Genomic DNA, 24,472 nt, shown 5'->3' with positions numbered 1-24,472 from the left:
TCTATTACAAAAGCTTAGATTGATGTTCTGGGCGTGCGATTCAGTCATTTCAGCATTTGCATCAAGTGATGCTATCCGGGTTAAGCGCGCCCAGAATCCAATCGCGAAAAGCACGGATCTTCGGCGTGTTTCGGCGAGCATGCGGATAGACGAGCCAGTAGTCGTGAGTATCGCTGCAGCGCAGATTGAACGGCTGGTAAAGCCTGCCGAGCGCCACGTCGTCGCTATAGAATTCCGGCATCAGGATCGCGACGCCCTGGCCGGCCACCGCTGCACGAGCCTCGAAGACCTGTGCGCCGAGCCGGCTCACGGGACGGCTGGCCAGATCCGGATCGTCCACACCGGCAGCGTGGAACCACAACGGCCACCAGGGATCTCGAGGGTCGATGATGCGGAGCTTCAGTAGATCCCGCGGCGTGCGCACGCCACCGATCGTCTCGGCAAGTGCGGGGCTGAGCATGGGGGCAAACTCCACTCGCATCAAGCGGTGGCTGACGAGCCCCGGCCAGTCACCTTTGCCGGAACGGATCGCAACGTCGACCGATTCCTTGCTGAAATCGACGATCGCGTCGTTCGCCACCAGGCGTACGGCAATATTCGGATGTTCGAGCTGGAATGTGCCGATTTCCCGGGCGAGCCATTGCGAGGCAAAGGTCGCCGTCGAGCTGATGAGCAGGGCCGCTTCAGTGTCGCCACGGGCGGACGCGACCGCGTCCTTGAGCATTTCAAAGGCCTCGGTAACCTTGGGGGCCAGTCGGGCGCCGACTTCCGTCAGCGTGACCTGCCGCGGGCGCCTCAAGAACAAAGGCTCACCGACACTCTCCTCGATGAGCTTGATCTGATAGCTGACGGCCGTCTGGGTCATGCCGAGCTCTTCACCCGCCCTGGTGAAGCTGCCGAGCCGGGCGGCCGCTTCGAAAACCCTCAGTGCATTCAGCGGGAACTGCTTCGATAGCTTCATGGATAAGTTCTCTTGATGCATGCAGATGGATATTCGATTGGAATTCGAGCATGCTTATCGACATCCTGCAAGTCGACTTTCCCATTCCGAAGGATTTGCGACGATGACTTGCGATGCACTGGAACGCCCTGAACGAAAAGCACTTTTGCCGCGCGAGCTTATGTCCGGGCTGGCCGCGGGCGTACGCACGCTGATGCGGCCCTCCTATCCGCGGCTGGATATCGGTGCCGTGTCGGATCACATGAAGAGAGATATGGGATTCATGGACGGACGCCCGCCCCGGCTGGATGATGAAGGGCTTTGATCGGGAGCCGTTTCGCGACTGCCCCTCGTGCCGGGCATCCTCTCCCTGCGAAGGGCAATCTCAATGTCTCAACCGCTCCACCGCCATCAGGACACGTTCCGGCGTCGCCGGCGCGTCCAGTCGCGGGCATTCGCGGTAATCGGCGACACTCGCGACCGCCATGGAGAGGGCCTCGAGCACCGAAATGGGCAGCATCAACGGCGGTTCCCCCACCGCCTTGGAACGGCCGACCGTCTGTTCGGCGTTTTCCGACCATTCGGCGAGGCGGACGTTGAAGATCTTCGGCCGGTCCGAGGCCAGCGGAATCTTGTAGGTGGAGGGCGCATGCGTTCTCAGCCGTCCCTTTTCGTCCCACCAGAGCTCTTCCGTCGTCAACCAACCCATGCCCTGGACGAAGCCGCCCTCGATCTGGCCGAGATCGATCGCCGGATTGAGCGAGCGGCCGACATCATGCAGCACGTCGACGCGGTCGACCAGGTATTCGCCCGTCAGCGTGTCTATCGAGACCTCGGAGACGGCGGCGCCATAGGCGAAATAATAGAAGGGGGCGCCGCGGCCGGTGGGACGATCCCAATGGATCTTCGGCGTCTTGTAGAAGCCGGCGGCGGAAAGCTGCACGCGGGCAATGTAGGCTTGGCGGATCAGGTCCGGGAAGGGCACCAGTTCTTCACCGATCTTCACGTGATTCGCCACGAAGCGGATATTCTCGGCAGTGGTCTGCCAGCGCTCGGCGGCAAAGGCGACGAGCCGCTCCTTGATCTGGCGGGCAGCATCGAAGGCGGCCATGCCGTTGAGGTCGGAACCCGAAGAGGCCGCCGTCGCCGAGGTGTTCGGCACCTTGCCGGTGGTCGTCGCGGTGATCTTCACGCGGTCAATGTCGATCTGGAAACTGTCGGCAAGGACCTGTGCCACCTTGGTGTAGAGCCCCTGGCCCATTTCGGTGCCGCCGTGATTGAGATGCACCGAGCCGTCCGAATAGATATGGACGAGCGCGCCCGCCTGATTGAGATGGGTAAGCGTGAAGGAAATGCCGAACTTCACCGGCGTCAGTGCGATACCCTTGCGGATTACCCGGCTGGACCGGTTGAACTCGATGATCGCAGTGCGCCGCGCCTGATAATCGGCGCTTGCCTCCAACTCGTCGACGATCCGGCGGATGATGTTGTCCTCGACCCTTTGGTGATAGGGCGTGATGTCGCGGCCGGACTCCTTGTCGCCATAGAAATTCAGCTTGCGGATGTCGAGCGGGTCCTTGCCGAGCGCATAGGCGATCTCTTCGATGATCCGCTCGCCGCCAAGCATGCCCTGCGGGCCGCCAAAGCCGCGAAAGGCGGTGTTCGAGACCGTGTTCGTCTTCAGCGGCTGCGAGGTCAGCTTCACATGCGGATAGAAATAGGCATTATCCGCATGGAACAGGGCGCGGTCGGTGACTGGGCCGGAAAGGTCGGCGGAGTAGCCGCATCGCGCGGCATAGTTCGCCTGGACCGCCAGGATGCGGCCTTCCTCATCGAAACCGACGTCATAGTCGACGAGAAAGTCGTGCCGCTTGCCGGTGGCAATCATGTCGTCATCGCGATCCGGGCGGAACTTGACGGCGCGACGCAGTTTGCGCGCGGCAACCGCGGCAAGGGCCGCGAACTGGTTGCCCTGCGTTTCCTTGCCGCCGAAGCCGCCGCCCATGCGGCGGACATTCACCGTCACGGCATTGGAGGGCACGCCGAGAACTTGCGCGACCATATGCTGGATCTCGCTCGGATGCTGGGTCGAGACCCAGACGGTCACCTCGTCGTCCTCGCCCGGGATCGCGAGCGCGATGTGACCCTCCAGGTAGAAATGTTCCTGGCCGCCGATCCGCATCTGTCCCTGAAGCCGGCGAGGGGCCCGTTGCAACTCGGTTTCGGCATGGCCGCGCTCGAGCGTCAGCGGCGGCGTGACGAGTTCGCCGCCCGCTGCTTTCGCCTCGGCGACATCGACCAGCGGCGGCAGGTCCCGGTAGGTGATCTTGGCGAGTCGTGCGGCGCGGCGGGCGATCTCGCGCGTCTCGGCAATAACCGCGAAAGCCGGCTGTCCATGAAATTGCACCCGGCCGTCGGCGAGCACCGGCTCGTCGTGCAGATGCGTCGAACTGATGTCGTTGGAATGCGGCATGTCCTTGGCAGTCATCACGCAGACGACGCCCGAGACCGCGGCAACGGCGGAAAGTTCCATCTCCAGGATCTCCGCATGCGCCCGGTCGGTGAGGCCAAGCGCGCCGTGCAGGGTGCCGACGGGTTCCGGCATGTCGTCGACATAATCGGCGGTGCCGGCAACGTGCTTGTGGGCGCTGTCGTGGGGGAGGCGCGCGTGCATCGGTCCGACAATGGTGGCTTCGTCTTCGAAGGCGGTTTTATCCATCTCAGCCAATCCTCACGGCGGAGGGGCCCCTCATCCGGCCTGCCCGCCCTCCGCAGTAGCTACGCAACTGCGGAGGGCGGACCGGCGTTTTTCTTCCCGTCCGGGCGGTGAAAAGTGACGTTATCGCATTGCGCTCGTCCGCTCTCCCCGCCCGCGGGGAGAGGGTTAGGCCTTGGGTTAAATCCGAGGAGAGGGGCAATCGCGGGTCATAATTCTCGATGTCGGCCTTCATGCGACCTCCTCAAACCGCCGAAGCTCAGCCGTCTCACCGGCGCTCTCCAGGAAAAAGCGCATCAGCAGGTTCTTCGCAGCGAGCATGCGATATGCACTGGTGGCGCGCCAGTCGGTAAGTGGCTGATAATCCGTTTCGAGGGCTGGCTGCACGGTACGGATCGTCTCTTCCGTCCAGGGCTGTCCCGTGAGCGCGGCCTCGACCGCATTCGCCCGTTTCGGCGTCGCCGCCATGCCGCCATAGGCGATGCGGGCGGTCGTCACGCGGTTCTCCTCGTCAAGGGAGATCCGGAAGGCGCCGAGCAGGGCGGAGATGTCCTCGTCGCGGCGCTTCGAGACCTTGTACGCGGCGAAGAGGTCCCCCGCCGGCAGTGCCGGAACGAAGATGCTTTCGACGAATTCGCCGGGCTTCCGGTCCTGCTTGCCATAGGCGAGGAAGAAATCTTCGAGCGGCAGCGTGCGCGTGCCGGCTTTCGAGCGCAATGTTACGGTTGCTCCGAGGGCGATTAGCGGTGGCGGGCTGTCGCCGATCGGCGAACCATTGGCGATATTGCCGCCGATCGTGCCCATGTTGCGCACCTGCTCGCCGCCGATGCGCTCGAGCAGGCGGCCGAAGGTCGGATATGCCGACGCGAGGGCGTCATGGGCCTCCGTATAGCTGACGCCGGCACCAATCGTCAGGCCGGCGTCCGATCGTTCGATCCGCTGCAATTCGGCTATGCCGTTGATGAATACGACCGGGTTCAAGGATCGCATCTGTTTCGTCACCCAGAGGCCGACGTCGGTGGCGCCGGCGACGATGGTGGCGGCCGGATGTTCGGCGAGTACCGCCGCGAGACCGGCCGTATCCGCCGGCACGATCAGACAGTCATCGTCCTTGCGAATGGTGATCGATTGCGTCGGCCGAAGTTCTTTCAACTTTGTGGCAACCGCTTCCCGCGTGCGCGTGATCGGATCCAAGATCGCCGAAGGTCGCGCCTTGGCCGCGGCTTCGGCCGCTCGCACGATCGGCTCGTAGCCGGTGCAGCGACAGAGATTGCCCTGCAGCGCCTTTTCGATTGCGGCGCGGCGCGGCGTATCGTTGGTCAGCCACAGCCCGTAGAGCGACATGACGATGCCCGGCGTGCAGAAGCCACATTGCGAGCCGTGGAAATCCACCATCGCCTGCTGAACCGGATGGAGCGCGCCGTCCCGGGCAGCCAGATGCTCGACGGTGACGACATGAGTCGCATTGAGCGATCCCAGGAAGCGGATGCAGGAATTGACGGTTTCGTAGACGAGTTTTTCGCCGCCGCGGCCATCGTCGGCAAGCCGTCCGACGAGCACCGTACAGGCGCCGCAGTCGCCCTCGGCGCAGCCCTCCTTGGTGCCGGTGAGGCGGCGGTCCAGCCTCAGATAGTCAAGCAGCGTCGCGGTCGGCGCGACCTCCGAAAGGACGATGTCGGTGTCGTTCAGGATGAAGCGGATGCTGTCGGATGCCGTTGCCATCACCGTCTCGCTCTACTGGGCCGTCCAGCCGCCATCCATCGAAACATGCGTGCCGGTGATCTGGGCGGCATCGTCGCTGGCGAGATAGAGCGCCAGTGACGCCACCTGCTCGACGGTGATGAACTTCTTCGTCGGCTGCCCCTTGAGCATCACCTCGTTGACCACCTGCTCTTCCGTGATGCCGCGCGTCCGCGCCTGATCCGGAATCTGCTTTTCGACGAGCGGCGTCAGCACATAGCCGGGGCAGATCGAGTTCACCGTGATGCCGTTTTCCGCCACCTCCAGGGCGACGGTCTTGGTGAGCCCCATGATGCCGTGTTTAGCCGCAACATAAGCGGACTTGAAGGGAGAGGCGACGAGCCCGTGCGCCGAGGCGATGTTGACGATGCGGCCCCAGCCCTTCTGCTTCATCGCCGGAACGGCCGCGCGGATCGTGTGGAAAGAGGATGAAAGATTGATGGCGATAATCCGGTCCCATTGTTCGACCGGAAAATCCTCGATCTTCTCGACGAATTGCACACCGGCATTGTTGACGAGGATGTCGGTGCCGCCGAAGCGCGAGGCGGCGGTGGCCATCAGATCGGCGATTTCCTCCGGCCTCGTCATGTCGGCCGGGTGGTAGACAACCGTGCCGGATGTCAGACCCGCAACCTCGTCCGTCACCGCCTGGATCTCGTCCGGTTTGCCGAAACCGTTCAACAGGATATTGGCGCCGGACTTCGCGAAGGCCTTGGCGATCGCCAGGCCGATGCCGCTCGTCGAACCCGTTATGACCGCAGTTTTCGTCATTCTCGATTTCTCCCTCGGCATCGCGATGCCTGTCTCGTCCGTCGCTCGTTTTGCGTCGCAAGAACTTCAGCCTACGCGCAAAAGTGCGCCGGTGACAATTGTGTTTTTCGGTCTTGCAACGCACTGTCGGCGGCAGTCGGGAGGCCGGGAGAGTGTTGCGTTTTGTTTTCGTTTGACATTCGTTTTCCCATCGTATTGAACTCTTTCGAAGGCCTTTGAGGAAGGGCGAAAGGAACAGGATGAGCGGAGCCGGGTTCCGGCGCATCTCCTCGTCTTGAAGCATCGCGTGCCGAGGAGGGGCATATGGGCGGATATATTCTCGCGATCGATCAGGGTACGACGTCCACTCGGGCGATCGTTTTCGATGAGACGCAAAAGGTCGTCGGCGTCGGCCAGAAGGAATTCAAGCAGCACTTCCCGAAGTCCGGCTGGGTGGAGCACGACCCGGAGGAGATCTGGCAGACGGTGGTTCTCACCGTGACGCAGGCGATGGAGAAGGCCCGCATTGTCGCGAGCGACGTTGCTGCAATCGGCATAACCAACCAGCGCGAGACGGTGGTCGTATGGGACCGCCAAACCGGCAAGCCGATCCACAACGCGATCGTCTGGCAGGACCGCCGCACGGCCGCCTTTTGCGACAAGCTCAAGAAGAACGGACTGGAAAAGACCTTCGCAAAGAAGACCGGCCTTTTGCTCGATCCCTATTTCTCCGGCACGAAGCTCCATTGGCTCCTCTCCAACGTGAAGGGGGCACAGGCGCGTGCCGCGAAGGGCGAGCTCTGCTTCGGCACCATCGATACCTTCCTCATCTGGCGACTGACGGGCGGCGAGTCATTCGCGACGGATGCCACCAACGCGTCGCGCACCTTGATGTACAACATCGTCGACAATGCCTGGGACGACGAACTGCTCGAGATCCTGCGCATTCCGCGGGCAATGCTGCCGGAGGTGAAGGATTGCGCCGCCGACTTCGGCGTCACCGATCCGTCGCTCTTCGGCGCGGCGATCCCGATCCTCGGTGTTGCGGGCGATCAACAGGCGGCGACGATCGGCCAGGCCTGCTTCGAGCCGGGCATGCTGAAGTCGACCTACGGCACCGGCTGCTTCGCGCTGCTCAATACCGGCAAGGATATCGTCCGGTCGAAGAACCGACTCCTGACCACGATCGCCTATCGCCTCGACGGCAAAACCACCTATGCGCTCGAAGGATCGATTTTCGTCGCGGGCGCCGCCGTGCAATGGCTGCGCGATGGGCTCAAGGTCATCAAGGCGGCGCCTGACACCGGCGCGCTTGCCGAAAGTGCCGATCCATCACAGGAGGTCTATCTCGTACCGGCCTTCACCGGCCTCGGCGCGCCGCATTGGGACCCGGATGCCCGCGGTGCGATCTATGGAATGACGCGCAATACAGGCCCGGCGGAATTTGCCCGCGCGGCGCTTGAGTCCGTCTGCTACCAGACCCGCGACCTGCTCGACGCCATGCATCGCGATTGGCGCAGCAACGGCAAGGACACGGTGCTGCGTGTCGACGGCGGCATGGTCGCCTCCGACTGGACGATGCAGAGACTGGCCGACCTGCTCGACGCGCCGGTCGACCGCCCTGTGATCCTCGAGACCACGGCGCTCGGCGTCGCCTGGCTCGCCGGCAGCCGCGCCGGCGTCTGGCCGACCCGGCAGGAATTCGCCAAGTCCTGGGCACGTGACCGGCGCTTCGAACCGAAGATGGACGGGGCGACCCGCAAGGTGAAGCTGAAGGGCTGGCGGAGCGCCGTGAAGCGGACGCTGGTGGCGGCTTAGCGCATCGGCCTGCAGCGGGCGAGGGGACAGTGATTGCTTGGGCGGCACTTCCCGGCAAAGAGGGAGGCCCAGGCCGCATGGTCGGAAACGCACTTTGTCGGAAACAGAGTGTTTCCTGAATGCGCCTTGGCGGCCTGGGCGTCAGCCGACTATCTCATCGCGAAGAGCAAACAGGGTGCTGCCATGGAACTCGGGCTTTACACATTCGCGGATGTCGATCCCAATGCGGCCGACAAGGGCGCCGAAGGGCGCCGCCGGCTTGCCGATCTCATCGAGGAGATCGAGCTTGCCGACCAGGTGGGGCTCGACGTCTTCGGGCTTGGAGAGCATCACCGGCCGGATTACGCCGTCTCCGCGCCGGCGGTGGTGCTTGCGGCGGCCGCGGCGCGCACGAGCCGTATTCGCCTGACGAGTGCAGTGACGGTGCTGAGCTCCGACGAGCCGGTCCGCGTCTTCCAGCAGTACGCGACCCTCGATCTCCTTTCCAATGGCCGCGCCGAGATCATGGCCGGGCGCGGTTCCTTCATCGAATCCTTCCCGCTCTTCGGACAGTCGCTCGACGACTACGACCAGCTCTTCGCCGAGAAGCTGGATCTCCTGCTCAAGCTCCGGGAGGCCGAGAAGGTTACCTGGGCCGGTGAGATGCGGCCGGCGATCAACGGCCGCGGCGTCTATCCGCGGTCGCTGCAAGATCCACTGCCGCTCTGGATTGCCGTCGGGGGCACGCCGCAGTCGGTCGCGCGCGCCGGCGCGCTCGGCCTGCCGATGGCCCTTGCCATCATCGGCGGCGAGCCGCGGCGTTTCGCACCGCTCTTCGATCTCTATCGCGAGGCAGCCCGCCGCGCCGGCCAGGATATTTCGGCGCTGAAGACGAGCATCAATGTGCATGGTTTCATCGCCGACACGACAGAGGCCGCGGCCGACCAGTTCTACGGCCCCCAGGCCGAGGTGATGGACCGTATCGGCCGCGAACGTGGCTGGGGGCCGACGAGCCGTGCCCACTACGAGCAGGCACGGAGCCCGACCGGCAACCTCTTCATCGGCGATGCGGAGACGGTAGCGCGAAAGATCGTCGTGCATCAGCGGCTCTTCCGCAACGATCGCTTCCTCCTGCAGATGGCGATCGGGCTCATGCCGCACGACCAGATCATGCGCGGCATTGAGCTCTACGGCACCAAGGTCGCCCCACTCGTGCGGGAGATGCTGGCGGAGGAGGCGGCCGGCAACTTTAGGGACTGACGCAGTCGAGGGACTGGCATAAGCCTGGCCGGCACGCTACATGTGCCGCGAAAGCGAGACGCCATGACCCTCAACAATGACGAAGACCTCGAACGGCTGAAGGAGATCGGCCGCATCTGCGCCAACGCGCTTCAGGCGATGGGCGACGCGCTCGAGCCGGGCATCACGACCGCGGAGCTCGATGCCATCGGCCGCAAGGTGCTGGAGGATGCGGGTGCGCGCTCGGCGCCGGAGCTCTGCTACCGCTTTCCGGGCGCGACCTGCATCAGCGTCAACGAGGAAATCGCCCACGGCATTCCCGGCAGCCGGGTCATCAACTCGGGCGATCTCGTCAATATCGATGTCTCTGCCGAGAAGGACGGCATCTTCGCCGACACGGGCTCGTCGTTTCCGGTGCCGCCGGTGACGGCTGCGATCGACCGCCTCTGCCGCGACGGCAGGCGCGCCATGTGGGTGGGCCTCAAGCAGGTGCGGCCGAACCAGCCGCTTGCGGCTATCGGCAATGCCATTGGCGAATTCGCGCGCAAGAACCGCTATTCGCTGGTCACCAATCTCGCAAGCCACGGCATCGGCCGGTCGCTCCACGAGGAGCCCGGCGAAATCGCGACCTGGCCGGATCCTTCGGAGCGGCGGCGGATGAGCGAAGGCATGGTCTTCACGGTGGAGCCGTTCCTGTCGATGGGAGCGCATTGGGCCGAGGGCGGAGACGACGACTGGACGCTCTATAGCGAACCGCGCGCACCGACGGTGCAATACGAACATACGGTGGTCGTTACCCGCGGCGGTCCGCTGGTTGTGACGCTGCCGGGCTGAGTTTGCCGAAGCCGGATCGTTCGATTTCCTCCATCGTCCCTTCAAATATACTGATTTGTCGCCTTCCTGTTGCGGTGCAATAAGGGCCTATGAGCACGCACCAGAGAGTGCCGGACCGCGACGGCAGGCGATCCGGCGAAGCCGTCGTCGATGGTGCCGATCCGCACCCGGGGGAGCATGCGGAGGCTTCGTCGCCTGCCGCCCTTCCTGCCGTTTCGAGCGGGAGCCTCGTTGCGACCGCCATCGCCGGCGCCATCGCTATGGCGGTGGCGATGGGCCTCGGCCGGTTTTCCTATACGCCTATCCTGCCGGCCATGATGGCGGATGCGGGGCTTTCACCCGCGCATGCCGGGCTGATCGCCTCGGCGAATTTCGTCGGCTATCTCGCCGGTGCCGTGCTGGCGGCCTATGGCTGGGCTCACGGCCACGAACGCAGAATTGGCCTGGCCGCCCTGGTGGCTACGGCACTGCTGCTTGGCGCCATGGGACTCACCGCGTCGGTGCTCGCCTTCGGGCTCATCCGCTTCCTTGCGGGCCTCGCGAGCGCCTTCGCCATGATCTTCGTGTCAGGGATCGTGCTCGGCGAGGGCCTGCGCGCGAGATCGGAACATGTGCCGCCGGTGCATTTCGGCGGCGTCGGGTTTGGCATCGCGCTGTCGTCGATCGCCGTCTGGGCGGCGCCGCTCGCCGGGGTCGGCAGCCTTTCCGCCTCGCAGGCACACTGGTTTACCGGCGCTCTTCTCGCGCTTGCGGGCACTGCTCTCGTCGCGGTTCTGTTGCAGGAGAGTGGCAAGGCCGCGGAAGGCGAACGGCCGGAGGCGCCGCTTGTCTGGACGAGAGAGCTCGCGGTGGTGACGCTCACCTACGGCTTTTTCGGCTTCGGCTATGTGATTACCGCCACCTTCCTCGTCGCCATGGCCCGCGAGGCAGGCGGCGGAGAATTCCCGGCCTGGCTGCTGACGGGTGCCAGTGCCGCATTGTCGGTGCAGCTCTGGCGTTTCGCCGTGCGGCGCGTCGGTCTTGCCGGCTTATATGCCATTGGGCTCCTCGTCGAGGCGGCCGGCCTTGTCCTGACCGTCTCTCTGCCCGGAACCCTGGCACCGCTCGTCGGCGGTCTGATGCTGGGGCTCACTTTCATGATGATCACGGCCTACGGCCTGCAGATCGGTCACCGCCTTGCACCCGAAAGCCCGCGCCGGGCGCTCGCCTTCATGACCGCCGCCTTCGGCGTAGGGCAGATCATAGGGCCTCTGGTGGCCGGCTGGCTGGCCGAATGGACCGGAAGCTTTACTCCGCCGACCTTGGTTGCCGCAATCGTGCTCCTGGCGTGCGGCGGCGTCGTGGTGCTGGAGTTGCGCGCAATCAACGCCGCGATCGCCGCGCGGCAACCATGATCTCGCCGGGCGCAGCTTCATGAAATAACGGTAACATTCGTATTGTCGAATTGTTGAAGCGGTGAAATTGCCCTAGTTTCGGCGCATCAGGAGGCAAGTCGTAGACCTCCGAGAAAACGTGAGTGCCGTCCCTTGTTCGAATCCTTCTTTCCCAAACCGAAGCTGTTTTTTCTTTCCGTTGTCGTCTGGTCGCTCATCGCCATCCTCGGCTGGTATAGCGCGGGGCGTGATCTTGGCGCAGTGTTCGGGTTGCCGCCGCTTCCCGATGGCGTGGAACCCGTCATCGGTGTTTCGGTCTTCTGGTCGGCCCCGTTCCTCTGGTTCTACATCTACTATCTGGCGGTCGTAGCCCTGTTCGCCGGATTCTGGTTCGCATACGCGCCGCACAGGTGGCAAAACTGGTCGATTCTCGGTTCGGCGCTGATTATCTTCAACACCTATTTTTCGGTCCAGGTCAGCGTCGCGATCAACGCCTGGTACGGCCCCTTCTATAACCTGATCCAGCAAGCGCTAGCGAAGACGGCACCCGTGACGGCCGAGCAGCTCTATACCGGCATGCTCGGCTTCGCCGGGATTGCGTTCGTGGCGGTGACGGTCGGCGTACTCAATCTCTTCTTCGTCAGCCACTACATCTTCCGCTGGCGGACCGCGATGAACGAATTCTACGTCTCGCATTGGCCGAAGCTGCGCCATGTCGAAGGGGCATCTCAGCGCGTCCAGGAAGACACGATGCGCTTTTCGTCCACGGTCGAACGGCTGGGTGTCGGCCTCGTAAGTTCCATCATGACGCTGATTGCTTTCCTGCCGGTGCTCTTCAAGTTCTCCGAGCAGGTCAGCGTACTGCCGGTCGTCGGCGAAGTGCCCCATGCATTGGTCTGGGCGGCGATCAGCTGGTCGATTTTTGGCACTGTTTTCCTTGCCTTGGTCGGCATCAAGCTTCCGGGCCTCGAATTTCGAAACCAGCGGGTCGAGGCGGCGTATCGTAAGGAACTGGTCTACGGCGAAGATCATGCGGATCGCGCCGATCCGCTGACCCTCGGAGAGCTGTTTCACAACGTGAGAAGGAATTATTTCCGCCTATACTTCCACTACATGTATTTCAACATAGCGCGTATCTTCTACCTGCAGGCCGATAACCTGTACGGCACATTCGTGCTGGTGCCCGCAATCGTGGCGGGGAAGCTGACGCTCGGCGTGATGACCCAGATACTGAACGTCTTCGGGCAGGTGCGCGAGTCCTTCCAGTATCTCGTCAATTCCTGGACGACGATCGTCGAACTCCTGTCGATCTACAAGCGCCTGCGCGCCTTCGAATCGATCCTCTATGAAGAGCCGCTGCCGGAGATCGATCAGCAGTTCATCGAGGCCGGCGGCAAGGAGGAGATGGCGCTCTGATCGCGCCATCCATCAGAAGGCGGAGCCGTCCGCCTTCTTCCTGGCGCGCTCGATCAAGGGCAGTGCCTGCGCATAGCTGACGCAGGCGACGTCCGGCTTGCCGCAGGCCTCGGTCAGGAAGCGGTCGAGCGCGCGCCAGTAGGCGCCGCCGTTCATCTCGACGAAATGGAAGCCGAGCTGCAGCGGGATGCGCTCGCCGTCATATTCCCTGATGAAGGCGTTGCGAAAGGCTTCCAGCGTGCGTTCCTCGAAGCGGGCGCTGTCCTTCTTGTTTTCGATCCCCATCGAATGGCGGATGAAAAGATTGTAGTCCATGCCGATCACCGGCCGGCGGGAAGGCCCTTCGGGGATGAGCGGCAGGCCGAAGCGGGGCAGTTCGTCCCCGGCCCTCGGCCAAGCGGGGCCTTTGGTGACGAGACTGGCATCATAGGTGAAGCCGAAGGCCTTTATTGCCGGCACCAGCCCGTCGCTCAAGGAGAGGTAGGGGGCGCGAAAGCCCGTAATGCCGGTTCGGGCGAAGTCCGCCCAGCCTTCCGGCTCGGCCTCCGGCCTGCCGGCCCTCTTCCAGGCGTCGACGAGCGCCGTGCGGAAGGACGAGAATTCCTGCTTCCAGTCGGCCTCGCTCCAGCCCTTGCCGTCGAAGTGACCGCAGGCATGGCTGCCGATGTCGTGTCCATCGAGATGCGCCCGCCAGATATGGCCGGCGCGAGCGGCGACCTCGTGGCGATCCTGGGCATAACCGACATTCGATCGGCCCCGTTTCTGGCCCGGCGCCTTGTAGCTCGCCTTCCCGTCGGCTTTCGTCATCAGAAAGGTGCAGGAGAGGAAATAGGTGAAGTGCGCGCCGTGCCGTTTCGCCAACGCGAGGCTCTTGTCCCAAAGCGCATTGTCATGGGCTCCATCGAAGGAGACGATCACCAGTTGCTTGTCTTTTGCCGGTGCGGCCGGCGGCGCCGCGACGGCGAGGGCGGGAAAAAGGCAGACGGGGAGCGTGAGGAACTTGCGGATCATGCGGAGGGCTTCTTGGGAGAATCAGTGGCTGCGACGATTTGTTCGCTGCCTCCTTGAGCAACAATGCGGCAATCCTTTGATCCGGCTGGAAATTCACAGGCGGTCCCGCTATGCGGTGGTTAACGAACGGTAAACGGGCGCGCAGGTCGGTCTGTCGGCCGAGCTCAATGTCAAAACGGGGGAGACATGGCACTTCTGGTCCTGGGCATCGTGATATTTTTCGGCATCCATCTGGTGCGAAGCTTCGCGCCTGCGATCCGCACAGCGGTGATCAAGCGGCGCGGCACGGGTACATGGCACGGCGTACACGGTACGCTTGCACTCGTCGGGCTGGCGCTGATCGCGATCGGCTTCGCTCAGGCTCGCACGACGACCGGAATGCTTTACACACCGCCCATCTTCATGGCGCATATCGCGCTGACGCTGATGCTGATCGCTTGCATCTGCCTTGTGGCCGCTTTCCTGCCGCCCGGCAGGATTCGCGTGGCGACCAAGCACCCCGCGATCCTGGCAATCAAGATCTGGGCGCTCGCGCACCTGCTCGCCAATGGCGAAACGGCGTCCGTCCTGCTTTTCGGCTCGTTTCTCGCCTGGGGCGTGATCATGCGCATCTCGATGAAGAAGCGGTGGCGGGCGGGCGAGATCGCCTATCCCCGCTTCGTCTCCTACCGCTACGATCTTGCGGCGGCGGTGATCGGAGCCGCGCTTTTTGGCGTCATTGTCTGGAAACTGCACGAGTTGGTGATCGGCGTCGCTCCTCTCGTGGTCGGGTAAATCACGTTCGCCCCCTTACAAGCGGCGCAAAATCGGGTAGAAGGCGCAAACTCCTGGGGCAGCATCGAGAAAGATGCGCGGCGTTGCCGCTCCAGACGCAATCTTTAAAGTAAAGGCCGGGCAGCCGGAACAGGACATGGCGAACCAAGACGACAGCTTTATCCGCGAGGTCAATGAAGAGCTCCGTTCGGACCAGATGAAGGCGATCTGGACGCGGTTCGGCGGGGTCATTATCGCGGTCGCCGCCTTGATTATCCTCGGCACGATCGGCAAGGTCGGCTACGACTATTGGCAGGATGCCTCCTCGTCGGAATCCGGCGACGCCTTCCTGGTCGCCCTCGACCTCGCCAAGGAAAACAAATCCGACGAAGCGCTGGCCGCGCTGACGAAGCTCGAGCAGGATGGCTACGGCTCCTATCCCGTGCTTGCCCGTCTGCGTGCGGCGACGCTCGAGGCCGAAAAGGGGGAAACCGACGCGGCGATCGCGGCCTTTACCGACATCGGCAAGGACAGCCGGATTCCGGCGGCGCTGCGCGACGCGGCGCGGCTGCGCGCGGCCTATCTGCTGATCGACGCGGGAACCTATGAGCAGGTCTCGGCGGAGGTCGAGCAACTGGCGGTGCCGCAGAACGCCATGCGCCATTCCGCGCGCGAGGCGCTCGGGCTTGCCGCCTACAAGGCGGGCGACTACGCCAAGGCGAAGAGCTGGTTCCAGCAGATCGCCGAAGATACGGAGAGCCCGCGCGGCATTGCGAACAGGGCGCAGATGCTGCTCGACGTGATCGGGGCCAGCGGCAAGGCTTGAGGCATTCAGAATGAGTTTTACCGTCGCCATCGTCGGGCGCCCTAATGTAGGCAAGTCCACACTGTTCAACCGGCTTGTGGGCAAGAAGCTGGCGCTTGTCGACGACACGCCGGGGGTGACGCGTGACCGCCGTCCGGGCGACGCCAAGCTCGTCGACCTCAAATTCCGCATCATCGACACGGCCGGCCTCGAGCAATCCGCACCCGACAGCCTGCAGGGCCGCATGTGGGCGCAGACCGAGGCGGCAATCGACGAGGCCGACCTGTCGCTCTTCATCGTCGACGCCAAGGCAGGCCTGACGCCCGCCGACGAGACGCTTGCCGAAATGCTGCGCCGGCGCGGCAAGCCGGTCATCGTCGTGGCCAACAAAGCCGAGGCTCGCGGCTCCGAGGGCGGCTTCTACGATGCCTTTACGCTCGGCCTTGGCGAACCCTGCCCGATCTCGGCCGAGCATGGCCAGGGCATGCTCGACCTACGCGACGCGATCGTCGCAGCGCTTGGCGAGGAGAGGGCCTTTCCGCCCGCCGAGGACGTCGCCGTGACGGATGTCGATGTCAGGCCGGCCGAGGTGGGCGAGGGGGCGGAGGACGAAGAGGCCGAGCCCGTCTATGACGAAACCAAACCTCTGCGCGTCGCGATCGTCGGCCGCCCCAATGCGGGCAAATCGACGCTGATCAACCGCTTCCTTGGCGAAGACCGGCTCCTGACCGGTCCGGAGGCGGGGATTACCCGCGATTCCATTTCGGTCGAGTGGCAATGGCGTGACCGCACGATCAAGATGTTCGATACGGCAGGCATGCGCCGCAAGGCGAAAGTTCAGGAGAAACTCGAAAAGCTTTCCGTCGCCGACGCGCTGCGCGCGATCCGCTTTGCCGAAACGGTCGTCATCGTTTTCGATGCGACTATTCCCTTCGAGAAGCAGGATCTGCAGATCGTCGACCTGGTGCTGCGCGAGGGACGTGCGGCGGTGCTCGCCTTCAACAAATGGGATCTGGTCGAGGATTGGCAGGCGGTGCTCGCGGACCTGCGCGAGAAGACCGAACGGCTGCTGCCGCAGGCCCGCGGCATCCGCGCGGTGCCGATTTCCGGACACACGGGCTATGGGCTCGACCGGCTGATGCAGGCGATCATCGAGACCGACAAGGTCTGGAACCGCCGTATTTCGACGGCGCGCCTCAACCGCTGGCTCGAAGCGCAACAGGTGCAGCACCCACCGCCGGCCGTCTCCGGCCGCCGGCTCAAGCTCAAATACATGACGCAGGTGAAGGCCCGCCCGCCGGGCTTCATGATCTCCTGCACCCGTCCGGAGGCGGTGCCGGAATCCTATGTCCGCTATCTCGTCAACGGCCTGCGCAAGGATTTCGATATGCCGGGCGTGCCCATTCGCGTCCATTTCCGCGCCTCGGACAATCCCTACGAGACGAAGGCGCGCAAGAGGCGGTGACGGTTTGCCGAGTGAGGACGGCGTTGGCCCCTCATGCGCCTGCCCGTCCTCCGCAGCAGCTGCCGATCTAAGCGATATCCTCGACCGCCAGCGTCTCCCGCGCAACCAGCGCCCCGTGGTGACCGATGACGGCAGCAGCGACGTGGGCGGCGAAGGCGGCGGCATCGGCGGGGCTGTCGCCGGCGGCAAGACGGGCGAGGAAAGAGCCGTTGAAGCTGTCGCCGGCGCTGGTGGTGTCGACGATCCGCGACGCGGGAACTGCGGGCACATGCAGGCGTTCGCCGTCAAACTGCAGCGTGATGCCTTTGCCGCCGTCCTTGACGGCGATCTCCTCGACACCAAGCGCGCGGTAGCGATCGATCGTCTCGCCGACTGACGCATCGCCGAAATGCGTCGCCTCGTCGTCAAAGCTCGGCAGCACCATCGTCGCCGCCCGGGCGCCGGCCTCGAGAGTGGTGAGCATCCGGGTCGCGTCGTCCCACAGGCGCGGACGGATATTCGGATCGAAGACGACGCGCTTGCCGCCGGCCTTCGCGCGGCGCAGTTCGGAAAGCAGCGTCTCGCCCGCGCCGGGCGAGAGGATCGCCAGCGTGATGCCGGAGAAAAAGGCAACGTCCGCGGCCTCGACAGCCTTCCTCAGCCGATCCGGGTCCTCGGCAAGCAGCTTGGCGGAAGAGGTGGAACGCCAGTAGGAGAAGCTGCGCTCGCCCTCCTTCAGGTGGATCATGTAAAGGCCCGGCATGCGACCCTCGATCCGGGCGATATGCGACGTGCCGATTCCGTTACTTTCCATGAAGGCGATCATTTCGTCCGAGACCGCATCGGTGCCGACGGCGGTGAAATAATCCACCGTCCAGTCCGCCGGCGCAAATAGCCGGGCATAATAAGCGGTATTGAAGCTGTCGCCGGCATAGCCCTTGCGCAGCATGCCTCTCTCCGCCTGCATCAGTTCGACCATGCATTCGCCGATCGAAAGCATCGTGCCTGCCATAAGGTCCTCCCTTGCCGGTTGTTCGCCCAATGGGTTAGCGAAGCGCCGCCGCTCGGGCAAGTGAATGTTGCAAGTGCCGTTTACTCGGACGGTACCGGACGATACATCTCAAGAGGATCTGCGGGAATGAAAGGAAGGCGCATGGCGATCGAGGCGAGGCGTGGCGACGACTGGTGGCGCGGTGCGGTGATCTACCAGGTCTATCCGCGTTCCTTCCAGGATACCGATGGCGACGGCGTCGGCGATCTGCGCGGTGTCACCCGGCGGCTTTCGCACATCGCTGCGCTCGGCGTCGACGCGATATGGCTCTCGCCCTTCTTCACCTCGCCGCAAGCGGACATGGGATATGACGTCTCCGACTATTGCGACGTCGATCCGATGTTCGGTACGCTCGACGATTTCGATGAAATGCTGGCGGAGGCGCACCGGCTCGGGCTGAAGGTCATCATCGACCAGGTGATCTCGCACACATCGGATCGGCATCCATGGTTTGTCGAAAGCCGATCGAGCAGGACCAATGCGAAGGCGGATTGGTATGTCTGGGCCGACCCGAAGCCGGACGGTGCCGCGCCGAACAACTGGCTTTCGGTCTTTGGCGGCCCGGCCTGGGAATGGGACGGCGTGCGCAGGCAGTATTACCTGCATAATTTCCTGACGTCGCAGCCGGATCTCAATTTCCACAATCCCGAGGTACAGGAGGCGCTGCTTTCGACGGTTCGCTTCTGGCTTGAACGCGGCGTCGACGGGTTCCGGCTCGACACGGTGAATTACTACTTCCATGACGATCAGTTGCGGGATAATCCGCCGGTCGTGCCCGATCCCGATGCGATCAGTCAGGATGCGCCGGACGTCAATCCCTACGGGATGCAGAGTCATCTCTACGACAAGAGCCGTCCGGAGAACATCGCCTTCCTGCGTCGCCTGCGGGCGCTGCTCGATGAATACGGCGGCCGTGCAACCGTGGGTGAGGTGGGCGACGGCGCTCGGTCGCTGAAGACTGTTGCCGCCTATACGAGCGGCAGCGACAAGTTGCATATGTGCTACACGTTCGACCTTCTCGGGCCGGCTTTCACGGCGAGCCACATTCGCCGCTGTGTGGAGGGCTTCCAGGCGATGGTCGCCGATGGCTGGGTGTGCTGGGCTCTCTCCAATCACGACGTGATGCGGCATGTCAGCCGATTTGCGGTTCCGCGTGCCGATCGCGAGCGGCTGGCCAAACTCGCCATTTCGGTTCTTGCTACCCTGCGCGGCTCGATCTGCCTCTACCAAGGGGAGGAACTGGGCCTGCCGGAGGCGGAACTGGCGCTTGAGGAACTGCGGGATCCCTACGGCATCCGCTTCTGGCCGGCATTCAAGGGCCGTGACGGGTGCCGGACGCCGATGGTCTGGGAACACAGACATCCAACCGGCGGTTTTTCGTCCGGCATTCCGTGGTTGCCGGTAAGAGACGATCAGCGCCTGCTTGCGGTGGATACTCAGGAGGGTGACGCCGGATCGGTGCTCGAACACTACCGTCGAACGCTGGCCTTCCGCCGTATGCATGCGGCCCTGATCGACGGAGAAATGTCCTTCCTGGCGTCCAATCGGGACGTGCTTGCTTTCGTGCGGGAGAAGGACGGCGAACGGCTGCTGTTCCTGTTCAACCTCACGACAGAGCCGCAAGAGGTTCATCTCTCATCGGCTACCACGGTTGCGGAGGCGCTGCCGCTGCCCGGCTTTGCGCCGGAAATTGCGGACGACGTGGTCAGGCTCGAAGGACTCGATGCGTTTTGCGGAAGGCTGCGGTGAGGCGTGAGAGGACGTTTCCTCTCCATTGTGATCCTCGGCCCTGAGATGCTCAGGGCCGAGGATAACGGTGGAGGAGGAGGCGGCAGTGCCCAGTCGGCTCAAGCCCGAGGATGAGGAGGGCGAAGCGTCGGAGCGAGCCTGAGCGAAGTCACCAGAGGCGGCCGGAGCGGGCGGACAACTCACCCGATCAGCGCAAACCTGTCGACGTCCACCAGCCCCCGGTCGGAGATCTTCAGATGCGGGATCACCGGGAGCGGCAGGAAGGCGAGTTGCAGGAATGGTTCTTCGAGCGTCGCCCCCAGCGCAACGGCGGCTTGGCGCAGGTGGTGGAGGATGTCGCGCACACGCTCATAGGGTTCGAGGCTCATCAGGCCGGCGACGGGCAAAGCGATCTCGCCGGTGACCTTGCCGTCCTCGACGACGACGAAGCCGCCCTTGATTTCGCCGAGGCGGTTGGCGGCGAGCGCCATGTCTTCGTCATTGACGCCGACGACGCAGATATTGTGGCTGTCATGGCCGACGGTTGAGGCGATCGCGCCCTTCTTCAGCCCGAAGCCCTGGACAAAACCATTGGCGTGATTGCCGTTGTGGCCGTGGCGCTCGACGACCGCGACCTTGATGATATCGCGGTCGAGATCGACACCGGTTCGGTTGCCCTCGGTGGGGAGACGATAGCGGCGGTGTTCGGTGATGATCTTGCCGGGCAGCACGCCGATCACCGAAGTTTCTCCCTCGGCATAAGGGACGCCGAAGTCGGCGGCCTTGACCTCTCGCGCCTTGACGCTGTCGAGCCCAACCGGCTCGACCGGCTTGCGCCGCGCGAAGAGCCGGTCGGTGACACGCCTCCCGGCGGAAAACACCATCTGCGCCTTGCAATTCTCCAAGCTGTCGACGACGACGAGGTCGGCGCGCCACCCGGGCGCGACAAGGCCACGGTCCCTAAGCCCGAAGGCGCGCGCGGCCGAGATCGAGGCTGCGCGATAGATGGCCAGCGGTTCGACGCCTGCGGCGATGGCGGTGCGGATCATATGGTCGAGATGGCCCTGTTCGGCGATGTCGAGCGGGTTGCGATCGTCCGTGCAGAGCGCCAGGTAGGGCGAAAGGCGTTCGGTGATGATCGGCATCAGGGCGTCCAGGTCCTTGGAGACGGAGCCCTCGCGCACGAGGATGTGCATGCCCTTGCGGATCTTTTCCAGCGCCTCTTCCGCGCTCGTGCATTCATGGTCGGTGCGGATGCCGGTTGCGAGGTAACCATTCAGCTCCTTGCCGCGGAGCAGCGGCGCATGCCCGTCGATGTGGCCGCCCTGGAAGGCGTCGAGCTTGGCGAGGCAGACCGGATCCTTGTGGATGACGCCGGGGAAGTTCATGAACTCCGCCAGGCCGATCACCTTCGGGTGCTGGCGAAACGGCAGGAGCCGCTCGACCGGGAGGTCGGCGCCCGAGGTTTCGAGGTGTGTGGCCGGCACACAGGAGGAAAGCTGGACGCGAATGTCCATGATGGTTTGCAGCGCCGAATCCAGGAAGAACTGGATGCCTTCGGTGCCGAGCACGTTGGCGATCTCATGCGGATCGCAGATGGCGGTGGTGATGCCGAGCGGCAGGACGCAGCGGTCGAATTCGTGCGGCGTCACGAGTGATGATTCGATGTGCAGATGCGTGTCGATGAAGCCTGGAACGACGATGCGGCCGGAGATGTCGATCTCCTCGCGGCCGCGGTATTCGCCGCAGGTACCGACAATCCTGTCGCCTGAGAGGGCGATGTCCGAGACGACCAGTTCGCCGGTGACGAGATCGAAGAACCGTCCGCCCTTGAGCACGATGTCCGCCGGCTCACGGCCGACGCCCTGATCGATCAAGCGCTCCAGCGTTTCGGACATGGCCTCACTCCGTTTTCTATACCGATTCATAACAATAACCCTCTCCCCGCGGACGGGGAAAGGGTCGAAGGATTGCGAGCGGATTTCAGATATTGTTCGTCAGGACATCACGCAGCTTGTCGAACAATTCATCGATCTGCTCTCTTTCGATGATCAGCGGTGGCGAAAGCGCGATGATGTCTCCGGTGGTGCGGATCAGGAGGCCCTTCTCATAGGCTTTCAGAAACGCCGAGAAGGCGCGCTTCGTCGGCTCGCCGGCAATTGGCTCGAGTTCGATCGCGCCGATCAATCCGATATTGCGGATATCGACCACGAGCGGGCAGTCTTTCAAGGAATGCAGGGCCTCTTCCCAATAGGAAGCAAGCTCGGCGGCGCGCATCAGCAATCCCTCTTCCCTGTAGGTGTCGAGCGTGCCGAGTGCCGCGGCCGAGGCGATCGGGTTGCCCGAATAGGTGTAGCCGTGGAAGAACTCGATCAGGTGCTCCGGCCCGGTCATGAAAGCGTCGTGAATTTCGGAGCTGACGAAGACCGCGCCCATCGGGATCACGCCGTTGGTGAGCCCCTTGGCGGTGGTGATGATGTCGGGCTTGACGCCGAAATATTGTGCGGCGAAGGGCGTGCCGAGACGGCCGAAGCCGGTGATCACCTCGTCGAAGATCAACAGGATGCCGTGCTTCGTGCAGATCTCGCGCAGCTTCTGAAGATAGCCCTTCGGCGGGATGAGCACACCGGTGGAACCGGCAACCGGCTCGACGATGACGGCGGCGATCGTCGAGGCGTCGTGCAGGGTGACGATGCGCTCCAGCTCGCTCGCGAGATCGGCGCCGTGTTCGGGCTCTCCGCGGGTGAAGGCGTTCTTGCCTGGCAAGTGCGTATGCGGCAGGTGGTCGACGCCGGTCAAAAGCGTGCCGAACATCTTGCGGTTGGCGACGATGCCGCCGACGGAAATGCCGCCGAAATTGACGCCGTGATAGCCACGCTCGCGGCCAATGAGGCGGAAGCGCGAGCCGTCGCCCTTGGCGCGGTGATAGGCGAGCGCCACCTTGAGCGCGGTGTCGACCGATTCCGAACCGGAATTGGTGTAGAGAACGTGGTTCATCCCTTCCGGGGCGATATCGACGAGCCGGTTGGCGAGTTCGAAGGCTTTCGGATGGCCGAGCTGGAAGGCAGGCGCATAATCGAGCTCGCCCGCCTGCTCGCGAATGGCCTCCGTGATCTTCGGGCGACAATGGCCGGCATTGACGCACCAGAGCCCCGCGGTTCCATCCAGCACCGTCCGCCCGTCATGGGTCGTGTAGTACATGTCCTTGGCGCCGACGAAGAGACGCGGCTCCCTCTTGAATTGCCGGTTGGCCGTAAACGGCATCCAGAAGGCGCTGAGGTCATTGCTTAGGCGGGTCGCCATGTCCTGTTCTCCTTGGAGGATTCTCGTCCGGCAGCGAGGTGGTGGAGCGCGCCGGATTATTTTACCCGTTGGTCAAATTATCAGCGCCTCTATCAGCGTCAAGCCTGCAGCTTTGTCGACCGATATGCCGTTGGTTGGTCCGGTATTATGGTTGCGTTTAGAGCCTGCAGCGGCCCGGCGAATTTCGACAGGATGCGCGCTGGGGTGGTTGAGCGGCACAACGCCTTCGGTCCTTTCGTGAGCGTGTTATAGCCAGCCCCCGGTGAACCCAGCCCTGCGCAGCCCTGTCACTATGGGTGCGGATCGGCGCATTATGTCCCAGAGCAGGCCCGTCCGGTAGTTTTCGACCATCAGCACAACCGGCCCTTGGTCGACGCCGAAGTGGTACGGAGTTACCCACCATCCGGTCGGACTGTCTTTCACCACGAAAGACTGATTGAACGACGGCTTGAACCCGTACAGACGCGTCATGCCCAGGTTCATGCGGGCAAAGTTGCGGGTTGTCGGAATGACGATTTCAGGCGCGAATGGCAGCGAAGCGATAACAACCCATGGTGAAACCGTCCCGTCGTCGGGCCCGAATGGAGCCCCTCGTGCGATGTAATCAAAGAACTCCCGCTTGACATCATTGACCACGCGCGTGACCCAACCGGGCCCGTCGCTCGCCGTGAATCCCCAACAATATTCCCCGTAGCCGGCGAAATTCATCGGATTGCGAATCGCATACTCCTGCTGCACGAACGTTGCATGCCGACTGTTCTCGAAATAGTCGCTGTCGTGCTGCCGCATGAACTCGTCGCGAATGCCTCGAAAATCCACCCACATATGCGACAGTTGGTGGGTGAAGAGCGGTCCAGAATAAAGCACATCGCGGCCATAGATATTCCTCCATTCATAGGTGGCCGTGTAGGCGGCATATGATTCGGGCGGCAACGGATGGGTCGGCGAACCGAGCCCGAGGATGTAGAGCAGCAGTCCTTCGTCGTACCCACGCCAGCGGTGGGGAATGAAACCGCTTTCCGGGTGCCAACCGTGCGTCAGCGTCGGACCGCCATCGCGGGCCCAGTTCCAATCGGCACGCTCATAAAGCGTCGTCGCGAGTTGGCGGATTTCCGCCTCGTCGGCGGTGTCGCCATCGAAATAGGTTGCTACCGTCAGTGCGCCCGCCAACAGGAACGCCGTATCGATGGTTGACAACTCACATTGCCAAACGCGGCGGCCCGTTTCGATGTCCAGAAAATGATAGAAAAAGCCTTTGTAGCCGGAGGCGTCCGGCTCTGGTCCTTGCGGAAGTTCCGACAAGAATCGCAATCGCTTGCGAGTGATCTTCGCCGCGAATTCGCGGATGATGACGCCTCGTTCCACAACAACGGGAGTCGTCGCCAACGCCATGCCGATTGCCGCGATGCTTGCCGGGGCGTTCGGCTCTGTTTTGTCACGGACCAGGCCATTGTCCGGATTGGTGACTTGCAGGTAATACAGCAGCGTTGTGAACTGTAGCCGCCCCAGATCTTCATCGGTCGGCGGTCCATGGAGATCGGCGTCGGTCGAGAGCATCTCGGGCATGGTTTC

19 protein-coding genes are annotated in these 24,472 nt (G+C 63.4%); 10 read left to right on the top strand and 9 right to left on the bottom strand.

The features are described 5' to 3' along the window. Positions 1–61: 61 nt before the first annotated feature. On the bottom strand, positions 62–961 hold the full coding sequence (locus tag EKH55_RS11725) for a LysR substrate-binding domain-containing protein (RefSeq protein WP_069458075.1): 900 nt from the start codon (positions 959–961) through the stop codon (positions 62–64). Between the two features lie 19 nt (positions 962–980). Between EKH55_RS11725 and EKH55_RS11720 the strand changes: the two genes are divergently transcribed. Then, complete coding sequence (locus EKH55_RS11720; RefSeq protein ID WP_151611555.1) at positions 981–1,265, top strand: hypothetical protein; 285 nt, start codon at positions 981–983, stop codon at positions 1,263–1,265. A gap of 60 nt (positions 1,266–1,325) precedes the next feature. Here the strand turns inward: EKH55_RS11720 and xdhB are convergent, their stop codons facing one another. From xdhB to EKH55_RS11705, 3 genes are all read right to left on the bottom strand, one after another. Next, positions 1,326–3,659, bottom strand: coding sequence for a xanthine dehydrogenase molybdopterin binding subunit (gene xdhB / locus EKH55_RS11715; RefSeq protein WP_069458074.1), 2,334 nt, complete (start codon positions 3,657–3,659; stop codon positions 1,326–1,328). A gap of 228 nt (positions 3,660–3,887) precedes the next feature. Next, positions 3,888–5,378 (bottom strand): xanthine dehydrogenase small subunit, encoded by a 1,491-nt coding sequence (xdhA, locus tag EKH55_RS11710; RefSeq protein ID WP_151611554.1) that lies wholly within the window; start codon positions 5,376–5,378, stop codon positions 3,888–3,890. Positions 5,379–5,390: 12 nt separating this feature from the next. Further along, positions 5,391–6,167, bottom strand: a complete 777-nt coding sequence (locus tag EKH55_RS11705; RefSeq protein WP_069458072.1) for a 3-hydroxybutyrate dehydrogenase — start codon at positions 6,165–6,167, stop codon at positions 5,391–5,393. 303 nt (positions 6,168–6,470) lie between these two features. On the opposite strand from EKH55_RS11705, the gene glpK reads away from it, so the two are divergent. The 5 genes from glpK (at position 6,471) to bacA (ending at position 12,805) form a co-directional block, all read left to right on the top strand. Next, positions 6,471–7,964, top strand: a complete 1,494-nt coding sequence (glpK, locus tag EKH55_RS11700) for a glycerol kinase GlpK (protein ID WP_151611553.1) — start codon at positions 6,471–6,473, stop codon at positions 7,962–7,964. A 183-nt stretch (positions 7,965–8,147) separates the two neighbouring features. Next, the gene (locus tag EKH55_RS11695) at positions 8,148–9,203 is read left to right on the top strand and encodes an LLM class flavin-dependent oxidoreductase (protein ID WP_069458206.1); all 1,056 of its coding nucleotides are present in this window, start codon (positions 8,148–8,150) and stop codon (positions 9,201–9,203) included. 63 nt (positions 9,204–9,266) lie between these two features. Then, positions 9,267–10,016 carry a type I methionyl aminopeptidase gene (gene map / locus EKH55_RS11690; RefSeq protein ID WP_069458070.1) on the top strand — a complete coding sequence of 250 codons (750 nt, stop codon included), beginning with the start codon at positions 9,267–9,269 and terminating at the stop codon, positions 10,014–10,016. A 260-nt stretch (positions 10,017–10,276) separates the two neighbouring features. Beyond that, positions 10,277–11,410: a YbfB/YjiJ family MFS transporter gene (locus EKH55_RS11685; RefSeq protein WP_106407815.1), complete on the top strand. Its 1,134-nt coding sequence runs from the start codon at positions 10,277–10,279 to the stop codon at positions 11,408–11,410. Between the two features lie 132 nt (positions 11,411–11,542). Then, a complete protein-coding gene (gene bacA, locus EKH55_RS11680) occupies positions 11,543–12,805 on the top strand; it encodes a bacteroid development protein BacA (protein WP_069458069.1) in 1,263 nt (420 codons plus the stop codon). Positions 12,806–12,817: 12 nt separating this feature from the next. Here bacA and EKH55_RS11675 read toward each other — a convergent pair whose 3' ends face one another. Further along, the gene (locus EKH55_RS11675) at positions 12,818–13,816 is read right to left on the bottom strand and encodes a polysaccharide deacetylase family protein (RefSeq protein ID WP_069458068.1); all 999 of its coding nucleotides are present in this window, start codon (positions 13,814–13,816) and stop codon (positions 12,818–12,820) included. Between the two features lie 186 nt (positions 13,817–14,002). Here EKH55_RS11675 and EKH55_RS11670 point away from each other — a divergent pair, with 186 nt between their 5' ends. From EKH55_RS11670 to der, 3 genes are all read left to right on the top strand, one after another. Then, the gene (locus EKH55_RS11670; protein WP_151611552.1) at positions 14,003–14,590 is read left to right on the top strand and encodes an NnrU family protein; all 588 of its coding nucleotides are present in this window, start codon (positions 14,003–14,005) and stop codon (positions 14,588–14,590) included. Positions 14,591–14,726: 136 nt separating this feature from the next. Next, positions 14,727–15,395, top strand: coding sequence for a tetratricopeptide repeat protein (locus EKH55_RS11665; RefSeq protein WP_069458204.1), 669 nt, complete (start codon positions 14,727–14,729; stop codon positions 15,393–15,395). Positions 15,396–15,405: 10 nt separating this feature from the next. Next, a complete protein-coding gene (gene der / locus EKH55_RS11660) occupies positions 15,406–16,839 on the top strand; it encodes a ribosome biogenesis GTPase Der (RefSeq protein WP_151611551.1) in 1,434 nt (477 codons plus the stop codon). Between the two features lie 67 nt (positions 16,840–16,906). Here the strand turns inward: der and EKH55_RS11655 are convergent, their stop codons facing one another. After that, positions 16,907–17,830 (bottom strand): sugar kinase, encoded by a 924-nt coding sequence (locus EKH55_RS11655; protein ID WP_069458066.1) that lies wholly within the window; start codon positions 17,828–17,830, stop codon positions 16,907–16,909. 141 nt (positions 17,831–17,971) lie between these two features. On the opposite strand from EKH55_RS11655, the gene bglA reads away from it, so the two are divergent. Further along, positions 17,972–19,618 carry a beta-galactosidase BglA gene (bglA, locus tag EKH55_RS11650; protein WP_069458065.1) on the top strand — a complete coding sequence of 549 codons (1,647 nt, stop codon included), beginning with the start codon at positions 17,972–17,974 and terminating at the stop codon, positions 19,616–19,618. A gap of 179 nt (positions 19,619–19,797) precedes the next feature. Here the strand turns inward: bglA and ade are convergent, their stop codons facing one another. The 3 genes from ade to EKH55_RS11635 form a co-directional block, all read right to left on the bottom strand. Further along, positions 19,798–21,495: an adenine deaminase gene (gene ade, locus EKH55_RS11645; RefSeq protein WP_151611550.1), complete on the bottom strand. Its 1,698-nt coding sequence runs from the start codon at positions 21,493–21,495 to the stop codon at positions 19,798–19,800. Positions 21,496–21,580: 85 nt separating this feature from the next. Further along, a complete protein-coding gene (aptA, locus tag EKH55_RS11640) occupies positions 21,581–22,900 on the bottom strand; it encodes an omega-aminotransferase AptA (RefSeq protein ID WP_069458063.1) in 1,320 nt (439 codons plus the stop codon). 246 nt (positions 22,901–23,146) lie between these two features. Continuing rightward, positions 23,147–24,466 carry a glucoamylase family protein gene (locus tag EKH55_RS11635; protein ID WP_151611549.1) on the bottom strand — a complete coding sequence of 440 codons (1,320 nt, stop codon included), beginning with the start codon at positions 24,464–24,466 and terminating at the stop codon, positions 23,147–23,149. Between the last annotated feature and the right edge of the window lie 6 nt (positions 24,467–24,472).

Origin of the sequence: Sinorhizobium alkalisoli, from assembly GCF_008932245.1 — a bacterium.
GTDB lineage: Bacteria > Pseudomonadota > Alphaproteobacteria > Rhizobiales > Rhizobiaceae > Sinorhizobium > Sinorhizobium alkalisoli.
Note: the sequence above shows the minus strand (reverse complement) of the source record. Positions and strands in the feature narration are given on the sequence as shown.